Below are 14,816 nucleotides of genomic sequence, written 5' to 3'. Positions count from 1 at the left end.
CCATGAAAATTATCTTCTCAAGTGCATTAGTGCTCCTGCTCAGTGCCTGTGCAAGCGACTACAGTTTTAACAGTAATTTGGACGGTGAGGCGATCAATGACTATTTCAAGGCATCCGATGTCGTCCTCTACGAAGGCGATGCCTTGCCTAAAGGTCATTATGAGTTAAAAGGGTTAGTCCAAGGTGAATCCTGTCAGGCCGATCTCAACGGTGCTCCGGCATCCTTAGCTGATGCGAGAACCGAAGCCCGTCGTAACGCCGCAGATAAAGGTGCTAACGGTATTGTCATTAAACAGTGCGTCATATTTGAAGAAGCTGCCCAAGGTTGTATCAGCCGCGCCTTATGCGTTGGCCAAGCAATCAAAACAGCAACAATCAAATAAGTTTCACGCATATCAAGCGTACTGCAAGCCACTTGATTCAATAGTGTTCTGAGATTGAGCATAGTAACCGCTTAATGACTAATGCTTCATGATTAGTGCTCAAAAACGGGCGATTAATGATGAGCTTAGGCGGTTGTTATCTTTACCCTTTTAGGTAGTTTTTGCATGACATTTACCAACCAAATAGTTGCAGTAGCAACATGCCGCACGCCCTACAAACAAAAATTTGGCATTCCAAGACAACCCGGGCTCGTTGAGGCTCGCGGCTATGTTGAACTTGAACCCCATGTGAATCATATCGATGCGGTACGTGGCATAGAGCAGTATTCCCATCTCTGGCTGCTTTTTTGCTTCCATGAGAATCTTGCCCAAGGTTGGAAAACTACAGTCAGACCACCGCGATTAGGTGGCAATGAAAAACTCGGCGTATTCGCCACTCGCTCCACTTTTCGCCCCAATGGTATAGGTCAATCAGTGGTGAAACTGCACGGCGTGGTGCAGCGCAAAGGCAAAGTATGCCTCGAGATTTCCGGTATGGATCTGCTCGATGGCACGCCGATTATCGATATAAAGCCGTACATTCCATTTTCGGATTCAATTATTGATGCTATCGGCGGCATTGCTCAAGACGCCCCTAAACTGATTAGCGTGGTGTATTCCGACAATGCCAAGACGCAGATAGAGCATTACGCCCAGCAAGAAAGCTATACCGATTTAGCCGTGCTTATCCGCGGTGTGCTAGGGCAAGATCCGCGCCCCGCCTACAAAAAAGCCAAAGACGACCCTAAGTTATATCAAGTCGCGCTCTATGATTTAGACATTTTTTGGCAAATGGCGGTCGATGATAATGGTCAAGAATACATCTTGGTATTAGAACTCAAACTGGGGAAATGTGGCTAAATGTCAGCGCCCATATCAACAATAGAGCCCGATTATCAAAGCCAACACAAGAAGCGCCTATCTTGGATGCCATGGCTGTATTTTTCTTTAAAAGAAAAACATTTAGTCTGGGCGAAGCCTTGGCAAGATCACATTCAAGCAAAACTTTGCGCCCTCGAAACGGTCAGCATCGGTGAGCACTGTTTTATCGCCCCCGAAGCACAGTTATTTGCTGAACCCAATCGTGATATCCGCATGGGTAATCGTTGCATGATCGCCGCCGAGTGTTTTTTACACGGGCCAATCACGCTAGGCGATGAAGTGGCGATTAATCATGGTTGCTCCTTCGATGGCGGCAGAGTCGGTATTCAGATAGGCAATCAAACCCGCATCGCTAATAATGTCACCCTTTACGCCTTCAACCATGGCATGGCGCCAGAGACGCCCATCTATCAACAACCCGCTAACTCCAAAGGCATTGTTATAGGCAAAGATGTGTGGATTGGCGCACAGGCTGGCATAGTCGATGGTGTGACCATTGGCGATCACGCTGTGGTTGGTATGGGTAGCATAGTCACTAAAGATGTGCCCGACTGGGCGATAGTAGCAGGCAACCCCGCCAAAGTGATTGGCGACAGGCGTGATAAAAGCTAAAGCGGCCAGTGCACCTCACCAGTTAAATTGCTCTCCTTTAGCTCAGTAATCCTCTCAAAAATGCTATTTGTCTCCCAACGAGTTGAATTTAACCTAAATCCATAGGTGACATCATCAAAGCAGGTGATAAAATGGCGACCATTCAACTCAAATTTGGACATCGGTAATGCGCGTCAGCAAGTACCTGCTATCAACACAAAAAGAAACTCCTGCCAACGCAGAAGTCATTAGTCATCAATTAATGTTACGTGCGGGCATGATCCGTCGTAATGCCTCGGGCCTTTATAGCTACCTTCCCACGGGTTTACGCGTACTGCGTAAAGTCGAAGCGATTGTTCGTGAAGAAATGAACAAAGCCGGTGCAATTGAAATTCTAATGCCTATGGTGCAACCGGCAGACTTGTGGGTTGAAACAGGTCGCTGGGAAAAGTTTGGCCCTGAACTGCTACGCTTTAAAGATCGTCACAATCGCGACTTTGTACTGGGTCCAACCCACGAAGAAGTGATTACCGATCTTATTCGTAAAGAAGTCAGCTCATACAAGCAATTACCACTGAACCTTTACCAAATCCAAACTAAATTCCGTGACGAAGTACGCCCACGTTTTGGCATGATGCGCTCACGCGAATTTTTGATGAAAGACGCCTACTCTTTTCACCTTGACGTCGATACCATGAATGAAACTTATGAGGCCATGTACACCGCCTATAGCAATATTCTATCGCGCATGGGTTTAGCCTTCCGCCCAGTATTAGCTGACACAGGTTCTATCGGTGGCAGCATGTCACACGAGTTCCACGTACTGGCACAAAGCGGTGAAGATTTAATTGCTTACTCAACGGGCAGCGATTACGCGGCTAACATTGAGAAAGCCGAATCACCTATGCCAACTGAACCACGCGGCGCAGCCACTGAAGCATTGCGTTTAGTCGATACCCCAAATGCGAAAACCATTGCTGAATTAGTTGAGCAGTTTGATTTAGATATCACTAAAACAGTCAAAACCTTGATTGTAGTAGGCGCGACAGAAGCCACGCCGTTAGTGGCACTAATTGTTCGTGGCGATCATGAACTCAACGAAGTCAAAGCCGACAAATTAGATTTAGTCGCATCACCATTAGAAATGGCATCAGAAACCTTAATTCGTGACGCTATTGGCGCAGGTCCTGGTTCACTTGGCCCTATCGGTCTTAAAATCCCTATCGTTATCGATCATAGTGTTAGCGTAATGAGCGATTTTGCCGCCGGTGCCAACGTCGATGATAAACACTACTTGGGTATCAATTGGGAGCGCGACCTACCGACAGCACAAGTTGCCGATATTCGTAATGTGGTCGAAGGCGAGCCAACACCTGATGGTTTAGGTACTTATGCTATGGCACGCGGTATTGAAGTAGGGCATATTTTCCAACTGGGTACCAGTTATTCAAAATCAATGAATGCAACGGTACTTGACGAAAATGGCAAATCACAGGTGTTATTAATGGGTTGTTACGGTGTTGGCGTAAGCCGTATTGTAGCAGCTGCCATCGAGCAAAACTTCGATGACCGTGGCATCATTTGGCCAGAAGCGATTGCGCCATTTAGCGTGGGCATTCTACCAATGAACATGCACAAGTCGCATCGCGTAACCGATATCGCCGAGCAGTTATACAAAGACTTAAGCGAAGCGGGTATCGACGTATTACTAGATGACCGTAAAGAGCGCCCAGGCGTGATGTTTGCCGACATGGAACTGATTGGTATCCCACATACTGTGGTGATTGGCGATCGCAATATCGATGCAGGCGTTTTTGAATACAAAAACCGCCGCACCGGTGAAAAACAAGATATCCCCTTTGATCAACTGCTCGATTTCCTGAAAAATGCCGTTAAAGGCTAAGCCTAAACGCTAGGTTTGATTTAGCACAATATCGACGACATACAAACGCACTTGGGCTCAGCTTAAGTGCGTTTTTTATTATATTACGGAGAATCAGGTGATTGGCGTTATCTGGATATGATACCAATCACATTAAATATCTAATCAGTTCAGAGCCTCACAGGTATTTCAATCCGAGGCGTATTGACGTAGAAATGGTTATTCCCTTTTAAGTCAATGCAACACGGGAGTGGAATACCTGTGGGGCTCCCAAAGGGCGGGTTTCAAAGCGCTTTATACTGCGTTTAAGGCTTTCGACAGAGCACCACTATGTCTTCAATCCTTCGCCTTGTCTAAAGCGCGTTGAACTCCCGCTGAATGAACAGATATTTAATACGACTGGTATGACACATCAGCCCTGCCTTTAGCGCCGAATCAATACCACTTAAAAATTAATTTATAAAAAAACCACTAATCTACGTTACAGACTTGCTTTTTATAGCACAGCATTGCTTTAATCAGATGATTATAATAATACATTGAGTCTGAACATTGCCAACATCAACCGCATTAGTTTTAGGTGGCGGCGGCGCCAGAGCCGCCTATCAAGTCGGCGTGCTCAAAGCACTGGTTCAACTTTATCCACGCAATCACGGCATTCCCTTTAAAATTATTTGTGGTACATCGGCGGGCGCCATCAATGGTACATCCATTGCTACCCATGCCTCTTGTTTTCATCTTGGTGTTAAAAAACTCGAATGGGTATGGCGTCATTTTGAGACCCGCAAAGTCTACCGCGCATCGATTACTGGTGTAGTTAGCCATCTTGGTAAAATGGCGCTCAAAGGCATGCAGGATGATAAAGTTAATACCGACGCAGGCAGCCTGCTGGATAACGAACCACTCAGAAAATTGCTCAATAAATTAATCGATTTTAAACGCATTGATCGAAATATTCGCAGTGGTGCACTTAACGCTCTAAGCGTCGATGCCTCTTGTTATAATAATTCTCGCTCGGTAACCTTTTTCCAAGCCACACGAGATCTTGAAAACTGGACTCGCGCAAGGCGCAGCGGCGAACGCATGATGCTCAACACTGAGCACCTACTCGCCAGCTCAGCAATACCGATGGTTTTCCCCTCCATTAAACTTAACCAAGGCTATTATGGCGATGGTTCAGTCCATCAACTCGCGCCGCTTTCAAGCCCCATTCATTTGGGCGCTAACAAACTCTTTGTGATTAATTTAGATAACCCACATAAATACTCTGCGATGAAAGCAGAATACCATCCTAAAACAGCGACGATTGCAGGCCACCTGCTGGATACTATATTTTCCGATACCTTGAATAGCGATCTTGAGCGACTTGAAAGGATTAATCACACCTTAAGCCAGATCCCTGAAGCCGGCCGTGTTAAAATTGCCCTGCAACCGATTAAAACGTTAGTAATAAAGCCCAGTGAAGATCTCAGTAAAATTGCTGCCCGCTTTTACGATGACATGCCATGGGCAGTAAAAACCTTACTCAGATTTATTGGTATCGATAGACAATCGGATTCGAGTATCGTTTCCTACTTATTATTTGAAAAAAACTATACCAGTGCACTTATAGACTTAGGTTATAAAGATGCCATGGCACAAATGGATTCAATTAAAGCATTTTTCGGTTTAGAGAACATTAGAGAAATATGAGATAAAGTTTGAATTTTAACGCTAATAATTCAAACTTTAGTATGAGCTTGCTAATCGATTTAACATTGATAATTTTATTTATATCACTTATTATGTTTTACTAGATTATCTTAGCATTACGTAATTTTTTCAAAAAGGGAATCACCATGAAAAAAACTTCACTAGCACTTATCGTTGCAATGACTGCATTTGGTTCAATGACTGCAACTGCAGCTGAAGGCGAAGCCGCAGGTACAAGTGCTGGCGCAAGCACTGGCGCTATCGCTGCTGGTAGCATTGCTGCTGCTGCTGCCATTGCTGGCGCAGTTGTTGCCTCTAATAGCTCTGATGGTAACCCAATTACCAACACAGGTACTGGCACTGGTACAACTACTGGTACTGGCAACTAAACCATTATTAGCAAACTCCTAAACAGCCGCCTTATTGGCGGTTGTTTTTTTTAAAGCATTTACACAGCTAAACTCATCACTTAAAACTGTCAGTTTCCTTTTAAATTCGATATTTAATCCTATTGAGAATAAGCAACTCGGATGCGTATACATAAAAAATTACTATCACTCCTTACAATCTCGATTGTATTAATGAATACAACAGCTTGTAGCCAAAGATTTAGTGCCCTTAATGATACCTTAAAACTGGCATTTATCGGTGACAATGATGCTGTACTGTCAACACAACAAGTTAATGACATTCCCTATGCCAGTATTTATGCCAAAATTGACGATGTACCACAGGCTTTCATTGTGCTTGCCCTCGCAGAACCTCTATTTACCTTAAATAAGCAACCGACGCCTACAGTTAAAGAGCTTAAATGGCTCTCAGCCGATAAAGCCATGCTAGTCACAGTCAATGGCCGTTTGGTGAAGACGCATAATCTCTTAACCGGTGATTTAGTCGCTGTAGAAAGTCAGCAAGCCGATCCATTACTGTTAGGGCTACATTTAGACACTACGCCCAAAACGTGGACTCGTACCATTGATTGGCAGCCTGGTTACCACTTTGGCTATAAGGTCAACTCACATTTCGATTTTATTGCTACAGAAACCATTCTTATCAATGAGACTCCGACTCAAGCACTGCATTACCTTGAATCCGTTGTCGTCGATAATCTGAATATTCAGTATCAAAATGAATTTTGGCTCGCGCCAGAGACAGGACATGTGATTAAGAGCCGTCAAAAGATTGCTCCAAATCAGCCTTTTATTGAAATGACCTTACTCAAATCGTTTGCGTCTTAGTGGAGATATGATGAGATCTTATTTATTACTCTCAGTACTACTTGGCTGTGTTTTTAGTACCATAGCTCAGGCTGAAACACAGGTTTTTGTGACAACGTCACCAAGCCAAGATGCCCTCGTTCGGCTCCATTATCCTGCTGCGGTTCGGCTTGAGCAAATAATACAAGACAGCTTACAACAGCTTCCAACACATAATAGTGACGCTAACGTCGTCCCAATTTATTGGTTAGGCGCTGCGCTGCTCGATGTTCAAAATACTGCAGTTTTAGAAGTAAAACGTAAAGAAGCACTAACTCAGCTTGCACAAATGGGTGAAGCTGCAGATGACAGCCTCTATATCGCCAAACTTGCGCAATTAGCGCAGTTTTTAAGACAAATAAAACTTGGCCAGCGTGTTATGCAGCCATTAGATTTCGATCTCATTCGCATAACTGAATCATACAATCCGCTCATTACTGGTCGCTTCGAACTGGTTTTACCTCCTCGTCCAACCACAATCTCGGTTGTTGGTGCCGTCGCTAAAACAGGCAGTGTGGATTGGCAGTTCAATACCAGTAGTCAAGAATATCTAGCGAAAGCCCAACCATTAGAAAACGCTGACGATAGTTTTGTATGGATAATTCAGCCTGATGGTAAAGCATTAAAACAACCGATAGCGTATTGGAATGCTCAAACGCAAAATATTGCGCCTGGTGCCGTACTTTATGTTGGGTTTTTAGACTTAATAGAAGACTACAGCACATTGAACAACAATATTATTGAATTACTAAGGAATCGGGCTCTGTAATGAATCACCCTACCCACTCTAATCTTACCTTGTGTAAGCTTTCAGCCATTGCTCTTGCCCTGTTTCCTTTATTTCATGCCCAAGCCGATGAGTTGAGCTATCCCCCATTATTAGCATCGCAGTCCGACTTTGGCGGGGTTGGTTTAATGCAAATGCCAACGGGTCGAATGGCACCCGAAGGTGAATTTAATTTTGCAACTACCTATAACTCTGAATACCAGCATTTTTCAGCCTCTGTACAGCTCTTCCCTTGGTTTGAAACCACAGTCCGTTATACCCAAGTACAAGATCTACTCTACAGTAATGATCCTAGCTTCAGTGGTAATACTAAATACACAGATAAAGGCATCGATTTTAAAATTCGTTTATTAGAAGAAAGTTATTGGCTACCTGAAACGTCTTTTGGCGTTCGCGATTTTGGCGGTACAGGGTTATTTGATGGCGAATTTATTGCCGCAACGAAACGCTTCGGGCCAGTAGATTTCACATTGGGCGTCGGTTGGGGCTATATCGGTAATAGCGGTAATTTGACCTCTGATAAAAAAGATCTTAATAGCAATTGCGATCGAGACACCTCCTATGGTGGTTCTGGAGGCACTGTAGATTATCAACGTTGGTTTAAAGGCTGCGCAGCTTTATATGGCGGTATTGAATATCAAACACCGTGGGAGCCCCTGCGCGTTAAAGTAGAATATGATGGCAACGATTATCAATCTGACTTCCCTGTGGTACGCGGTGGCATAGATATGCCACAAGACAGTAAGTTCAACTATGGCTTACTTTACCGCGCAACAAGTTGGAGCGATTTCCACCTAAGTTATGAGCGAGGTAATACTTGGACATTAGGCGTTAGCTTACAAACAAATTTCAATGATTTGCGACAAATTAAACGTGATACTCCTGCAGATAAATATCAGCCGATCGCAGCAGTACCTATGTCGAATAAAATACCTAGCAAGCCATCTGACACAAAACAAAGACAAGATGAACCGGTAATAACCTCAGTCGAAAATGTTGAGCTTGCGATAACAGCGCCAGCGCAGCCTTCAACGCAGGCGGATACACCAGCACTCGCAACTAACGCCATCAACGCACAAATGCTCAATCAAACGGATTGGAAAAAAGTGGCGGCAGACCTAAGTCGAATAGCGGGCTACGATAACCCTAAAATTTATCTTGATACCCATAGCGTCACTATCGTCGCCAATCAGCTTAAGTACATGGACCGTAAAGAGGCCCATCATAGAGCTGCGACGATACTGGCAAATAACACAGACAAGCAGATGATCACCGAGTATCGTCTGATTGAAACCCGTTATAACCAACCTATCACCGAGACACGTATCGACGCCGACAAATTTGCGCAAGTGGCCACTTACGGTTATATCGACGCCGATATGGCCGATAGCACCGAAGTCAGTATACCAAGATCACCACAGGGCACATTAGTCACTCAAACCGATGTGGACTGGCTAGATAAGCTCAGTTTTGATGTATCACCGACTATGGTGCAATCCTTCGGCGGTTCTGAAGGTTTCTACATGTTCAACATAGGCGCGACGGGGAGCTCGGCCTATCGCTTTAATGATAATTTAGAACTTTCAGGCTCGCTTTATCTTAACCTCTTGGATAACTATGATAAGTTTTTATACGATGTCCCACCTGATGGTACCGATTTAAAACGAGTGAGAACACTGATTCGCCAATATGTCCAAGACTCGCCGGTTAGAGCGACTAACTTGCAGCTCACTTGGATGGACAACGTGAGCGATAACATTTATTACCAAGCTTATGGCGGCTATTTGGAAATGATGTATGGCGGTATAGGCAGTGAATTCCTCTATCGACCGCTCAATAGTCAATGGGCCTTCGGTCTTGATGTTAATTATGCTAAGCAGCGCGATCCTGACAGCATGTTCGGTTTCTTCGAAGATGAACAGCAATTTGATCCTATAACTGGGAGTCATTATCGAGTACAAACAGGCGTAGTGACAGGACATGCTACGGCGTATTACCAACCAACATGGTTCCCAAATACGTTGCTTAAAGTCAGCGCTGGTCAATACCTTAGCGATGATAAAGGTGTGACTGTCGATTTCTCTAAACAATTTGATAGTGGCGTAATTGTCGGTGCCTTTGCGACTAAAACAAATCTATCGGCGGAAGAATATGGCGAGGGTAGCTTTACTAAAGGCTTCTATATCTCTATTCCGTTCGATTTAATGACGATTAGACCAACACAAAGTCGTGGTTTCCTTTCTTGGATGCCATTAACTCGAGACGGTGGCCAAATGCTCGGTCGTAAGTACAATTTGTTTGATGTAACAGATGCTCGCGCACCTTGGTATACCAAACCTATTGCTGATTCTACAAAGTAATTTATAGGTCATTAAAACAAAAATGGGCAAGAGATTTGATTTTCTTGCCCATTTTCACTAAATAACTTGTTGAAATATTTAACGTATAAACACTTAGCGAAATTTTTTATACTATGGGTGATTTCACGGCATGGGGCGCAGAGCGTAAATATTGTGGCGGCGCTTTAACCGTCGCGCCCAGTGTCGCTGCCGCATGCCAAGGCCAATGTGGGTTATAAAGCATGGTACGCGCTAACGCGATAGCATCAGCCTGCCCTTGAGCCAAAATCGCTTCGGCTTTATTCGCATCGGTTATCAATCCAACGGCAATCACCGGCATATTCACCTCAGCTTTAATCGCTTTGGCAAAAGGCACTTGAAAGTGCTCCGCTACAGGGATTTGTTGCAGTGGACTCAAACCGCCAGTGCTTACATGAATAAAATCACACCCTCGGGCATCTAATTCTTTTGCCAACACGATACTTTGTACTAAATCCCAACCACCCTCGACCCAATCCGTTGCTGAAATGCGTATGCCCAGCGCCATTTTAGGCGATATCACGGCTTTCACCGCATCAAATACCGTCAACAATAAACGCAATCGATTCTCTAAACTGCCACCATATTCATCTAGGCGTTGGTTTGATAAGGGAGATAGAAATTGATGCAATAAATAACCATGGGCAGCATGTAACTCAATCGCATCAAGCCCTAAGCGCTCAGCTCGTTGCGCTGAACTCACAAATGCCGCAATAAGCTCATCGATGTCATCAGATGTTATTGCACTAGGTAACGCTGTGCCTTCATTAAAAGCCTGAGCGGAAGGCGCTATTGTCTGCCAACCACTAGGTTCATCAGGCGCGATAGTGCCACCGCCCTCCCAAGGCTTTCGAGTTGATGCTTTACGCCCCGCATGGGCAAGTTGTATCGCCATGGGCATAGATGAGTATTGACGAACTGACTTAAGGGCATTCGCTAGCGCAGCTTCTGTTTTATCATCCCATAGTCCCAAATCAGCATAGGAAATTCGGCCATTGGGCAAAACGGCAGTGGCCTCTAAAATAAGCATTCCTGCACCCGATAATGCCATGCTACCTAAATGAATTGTATGCCAATCAGTTGCCTGTCCGTTTACAGCCGAATACTGGCACATAGGGGCAATAATAATACGGTTAGCTAACTCAAGCTGACCTAACATTAAAGGCGAAAATAACATGCTCATCGTCATTCCTTTTTATACACATAGTGAGTGATTTTATCGTGTTGTGCAGGCAGCGCTATCTCTCGCCGATAAAATTGGCGTGGCACTCAATGGCCAATTAATAGAAAAGTCGCTGCTATTCCAAGCTAAAATACGTTCATCTTCAGGATCATAATACTGAGTACATTGGTAGATAACATCGGCATAATCACTGAGCACATAAAACCCGTGAGCAAAGCCTGGTGGAGTCCACATTTGCAAATGGTTCTCTGCCGACAACACGCGCCCCACCCATTGACCATAGGTTGCTGAGGCGATACGTATATCCACGGCAACATCAAAAATGCTCCCAGCACAGACTCGCACCAATTTACCCTGTGGTTTACGTTGCTGGAAATGTAAACCACGCAGGACATTACGTTGCGAGCGACTATGGTTTTGCTGCACAAATATAGGCGGCTTTAATCCTTTAGCCGTAAAACAGCCATCAAAATAGGATTGCCTAAAGGTCTCCATAAAGAATCCTCGTTTGTCCCCAAATACTTTAGGTTCAAACACCAGCACTTCGGCCAACTCGGTTTCACTACATTTCATCAAATACCTGCTTATCGAGTAAACCGAGCAAATACTCACCATAACCACTTTTGAGTAAAGGTTGAGCTAATTCAGCTAATTCAGCTAATTCAGCTAATTCAGCTAATTCAGCTAATTCAGCTAATTCAGCTAATTCAGCTAATTCAGCTAATTGTGACACAGTGTTCCAACCATTGTGAAATGCCACTTCCTCCGGACAATTAATCTTCAAACCTTGGCGCTTCTCTATCGCGGCAACAAATTGCGTTGCCTCGGCATCCGACGTACCAGTATCTAATCAAGCGGTACCTCGTCCTAAAATATCGACTCGTAATTCGCCTAATGCTAAATAGTGGTGAATGACATCGACAATTTCTAACTCACCTCTTGCTGAAGGCACAACTGTTTTTGCAAACATAGTGGCTCTACCATCAAAAAAATAAAACCCCGGCATAGCTTAATGTGAACAAGGATGCAGAGGTTTTTCCTCAATAGAAAGAACGTTACCCGTATCATTGAATTCAATGACACCGTAGGCATGAGGATTAGCCACATGGTAACCAAAAACGGTCGCCCTTGATTGGGTTTGCCAAGCTCGATTCAAATTAGCCGTTAAGTGCTGGCCATAAAAAACATTATCACCAAGAATAAGCGCACAAGCTTCACCAGCTAAAAAAGACTCCGCAATCATCAGTACTTGCGCCAATCCTTTGGGCGACGCTTGCTCTGCATATTGTAATTTAAGCCCCCAACGACCACCATCGCCAAGTCATGCTTGAAATAGCGATAAATAATGAGGTGTGCAAATAATGAGGTGTGCAAATAATCAAAACATCGCGAATATTAGCCAGCATCAAGGTGACGTGTGGATAATAAATATCGGTTTATCGTATATTGGAAGGAGTTGCTTACAGACAACTTGCATCATGGAATGCTTTCTAGACGTAAAATACAAAAAATATTCAAAAAAAAGCCAAATCAATCCTGATTTGGCTTTTGAAAAAAAACAAAACTAAGAAAACAAAGTAACCACTTTCTTTTTAGCTTCAACTAGCGGTAACGATTTCTTTTGTAACCATACAAGATCACAAATACCATCTGTCGGATTAAAACCTGTTGGCGCGGTTAGCAGAATATCGCGGATCCACTCATGGTTGAACTCATGACAAGCTTTATCTAAGCCATTTATAATAATATCGAGCTCATTCCAAGGCAGACATAATTCATTGGCTGTCATAATACGTTCATGCTCAGTACCGGTAACATCATCACCAATCAGCAATTCTTCATATAGCTTTTCGCCAGGACGTAGGCCACTAAATTCAATTGCGATATCGCCATCAGGATTTTTTTCATCTTTAACTTCAAATCCACTTAGGCGGATCATCTTCGCCGCTAAATCAACTATTTTGACTGATTTCCCCATATCCAGTACAAACACATCACCGCCCTTTCCCATAGCCCCCGCCTGAATGACTAACTGAGAAGCCTCTGGAATGGTCATAAAGAAACGAGTGATCTCAGGATGTGTCACCGTCACTGGCCCACCGTTAGCGATTTGACTCCTGAATAAAGGCACAACTGAACCAGAAGATCCTAGTACGTTACCAAAACGCACCATACAAAAACGCGTGTTATGATCTAACTTCGATAACGCTTGCAGAACCAACTCAGCCATACGCTTAGTGGTCCCCATAATATTGGTCGGTCTTACCGCTTTATCCGTTGAAATGAGAACAAAGGTCTCAACATTAGCCGCTATAGCCGCTCGAGCGGTATATAAGGTGCCAAACACATTATTGCGAACACCTTCAACCACATTGTGCTCAACTAACGGAACATGTTTGTAAGCGGCGGCATGATAAACCGTCTGCACACTAAAAGCCTTCATCACGGCTTCAATGCGATTTGCGCGTTGAACAGAGCCCATCATGGGAAAAATTTCAACATCCAAACCTAAATCATGCGCCGTAGCGCGTAATTCGCGTTCTATGGCATATAGGCCATATTCCGATAGCTCAAATAGGATTAATTTTTTAGGACGTTGCTTGAGGATTTGCCGACAAAGTTCAGAACCAATTGAGCCGCCAGCACCGGTTACCATCACCACTTTATTACGAATATTCGCACTTAGAAGGTCGCTTCGCGGGTTAACCGCATCTCGACCTAATAAATCATCAATTTCGACTTCTTTAATGTCACTATATAATTTTGTGCCATTAACCAAATCAGCCATCGAGGGTAAGGTTAATACTTGAACGGCTAAGGGCTCAAGTTGTAATAAAATCTCTTGTCGACGAGATCGCGATGCACTAGGCATTGCCAACAACACCTTAGTAGCCGTTTTTTGTGAGATAAGCTTTTTTATAATAGAAGGCGAATGAACATGCACTCCTTGAATAACCGTGCCATGTAAGGTCATATCGTCATCAACAAATGCGAAGGGATAATATTCATGACTCTGGGCTAACGAAGTAACTAATTGGCGCCCACTTACACCGGCGCCGTAAATAATCACAGGTTCACCAATACGCTTCATACCTGAGCCCGCAAATGAGCGAACCATGGCACGAGTCCCCCCCACAAAAACTAACGAAAACGCAGCGTAGATAATCGGTACTGTGCGGGGTAATTGCGCCTCAGAATAATAGGCAACGATAACTAACGCAATTGTTGAAGCAACCACGCCAAGCAGAATGGCGGTAAGAGCTTGTAGACCCATATAACGTAACACTGCACGATATAAGCCCAACTTAGCAAATCCCACAATACTCAACGGAACAACAGCGATGAGCAGTGCCCAATAAGCACCATTAGTGAGCACATTGATATCGTCAACGCGTACGAATAATGCCGCCCAAAAAGCAAAGCAAAGGAACACCGAATCAACAACAACGCTCACCACACGTTTGTGGCCACGCTTTAAACGAAATAAACACTGCAAAAACTCCATTTTTCGCTCCAAATAAACAACATTCATAATTTAGCCAAAAAAGTTTAGCAATCTGACACTGAATAGTCTCAACATGCAAGGTTGGGGATTATAGCACCATGGTTGACTTGAGTGGCAATCCTATCGAGCTGTTTACAGTGAAAGGGGTACTTTTAGCAACAAACAAAATGAATCGAGGCCTCTCTCTGGCCAGTTTATCGTAAGCGGAAGAGAGCTCATTGATAGAGGGAAACGCCGA

Annotated in this window: 12 protein-coding genes and 1 pseudogene; 9 read left to right on the top strand and 4 right to left on the bottom strand. The window is 44.1% G+C overall.

Annotated elements, in window-relative coordinates:
- The first annotated feature begins 2 nt into the window (after positions 1 to 2).
- The 9 genes from rcsF (at position 3) to L2717_RS03485 (ending at position 9,872) form a co-directional block, all read left to right on the top strand.
- Positions 3 to 383 carry an Rcs stress response system protein RcsF gene (gene rcsF / locus L2717_RS03525; protein WP_220774655.1) on the top strand — a complete coding sequence of 127 codons (381 nt, stop codon included), beginning with the start codon at positions 3 to 5 and terminating at the stop codon, positions 381 to 383.
- A 165-nt stretch (positions 384 to 548) separates the two neighbouring features.
- On the top strand, positions 549 to 1,283 hold the full coding sequence (gene tsaA, locus L2717_RS03520) for a tRNA (N6-threonylcarbamoyladenosine(37)-N6)-methyltransferase TrmO (protein WP_220774654.1): 735 nt from the start codon (positions 549 to 551) through the stop codon (positions 1,281 to 1,283).
- The gene (locus tag L2717_RS03515) at positions 1,284 to 1,916 is read left to right on the top strand and encodes an acyltransferase (RefSeq protein ID WP_220774653.1); all 633 of its coding nucleotides are present in this window, start codon (positions 1,284 to 1,286) and stop codon (positions 1,914 to 1,916) included. It abuts the gene before it with no gap.
- A gap of 166 nt (positions 1,917 to 2,082) precedes the next feature.
- A complete protein-coding gene (locus L2717_RS03510) occupies positions 2,083 to 3,798 on the top strand; it encodes a proline--tRNA ligase (protein ID WP_220774652.1) in 1,716 nt (571 codons plus the stop codon).
- A 531-nt stretch (positions 3,799 to 4,329) separates the two neighbouring features.
- Positions 4,330 to 5,469, top strand: a complete 1,140-nt coding sequence (locus tag L2717_RS03505; protein ID WP_220775144.1) for a patatin-like phospholipase family protein — start codon at positions 4,330 to 4,332, stop codon at positions 5,467 to 5,469.
- A 146-nt stretch (positions 5,470 to 5,615) separates the two neighbouring features.
- A complete protein-coding gene (locus L2717_RS03500; RefSeq protein ID WP_220775145.1) occupies positions 5,616 to 5,858 on the top strand; it encodes a hypothetical protein in 243 nt (80 codons plus the stop codon).
- Between the two features lie 141 nt (positions 5,859 to 5,999).
- Entirely contained in the window at positions 6,000 to 6,707 is a 708-nt protein-coding gene (locus L2717_RS03495; protein ID WP_220774484.1) for a YjbF family lipoprotein, read from the top strand.
- A 10-nt stretch (positions 6,708 to 6,717) separates the two neighbouring features.
- A complete protein-coding gene (locus L2717_RS03490; protein WP_220774485.1) occupies positions 6,718 to 7,494 on the top strand; it encodes a capsule biosynthesis GfcC family protein in 777 nt (258 codons plus the stop codon).
- Positions 7,494 to 9,872 carry a YjbH domain-containing protein gene (locus L2717_RS03485; protein ID WP_220774483.1) on the top strand — a complete coding sequence of 793 codons (2,379 nt, stop codon included), beginning with the start codon at positions 7,494 to 7,496 and terminating at the stop codon, positions 9,870 to 9,872. The genes L2717_RS03490 and L2717_RS03485 overlap by 1 nt, the downstream gene beginning before the upstream one ends.
- Before the next feature lie 106 nt (positions 9,873 to 9,978).
- Here L2717_RS03485 and L2717_RS03480 read toward each other — a convergent pair whose 3' ends face one another.
- The 4 genes and pseudogenes from L2717_RS03480 to L2717_RS03460 all read right to left on the bottom strand — a co-directional run bounded on the left by L2717_RS03480 (position 9,979) and on the right by L2717_RS03460 (position 14,578).
- Positions 9,979 to 11,073 (bottom strand): NADH:flavin oxidoreductase/NADH oxidase, encoded by a 1,095-nt coding sequence (locus L2717_RS03480; protein ID WP_220774482.1) that lies wholly within the window; start codon positions 11,071 to 11,073, stop codon positions 9,979 to 9,981.
- A 33-nt stretch (positions 11,074 to 11,106) separates the two neighbouring features.
- On the bottom strand, positions 11,107 to 11,646 hold the full coding sequence (gene rfbC, locus L2717_RS03475) for a dTDP-4-dehydrorhamnose 3,5-epimerase (protein ID WP_220774481.1): 540 nt from the start codon (positions 11,644 to 11,646) through the stop codon (positions 11,107 to 11,109).
- Positions 11,636 to 12,553: pseudogene (locus L2717_RS18175) on the bottom strand (sugar nucleotidyltransferase). The gene rfbC and the pseudogene L2717_RS18175 overlap by 11 nt, the downstream one beginning before the upstream one ends.
- Before the next feature lie 84 nt (positions 12,554 to 12,637).
- Positions 12,638 to 14,578 carry a polysaccharide biosynthesis protein gene (locus L2717_RS03460; protein WP_220774480.1) on the bottom strand — a complete coding sequence of 647 codons (1,941 nt, stop codon included), beginning with the start codon at positions 14,576 to 14,578 and terminating at the stop codon, positions 12,638 to 12,640.
- Positions 14,579 to 14,816: the final 238 nt, after the last annotated feature.

Origin of the sequence: Shewanella glacialipiscicola (assembly GCF_023283485.1) — a bacterium.
Lineage (GTDB): Bacteria > Pseudomonadota > Gammaproteobacteria > Enterobacterales > Shewanellaceae > Shewanella > Shewanella glacialipiscicola.
The sequence above is the reverse complement of the archived record's forward strand: the minus strand, read 5'-3'. Positions and strand labels throughout refer to the sequence as shown.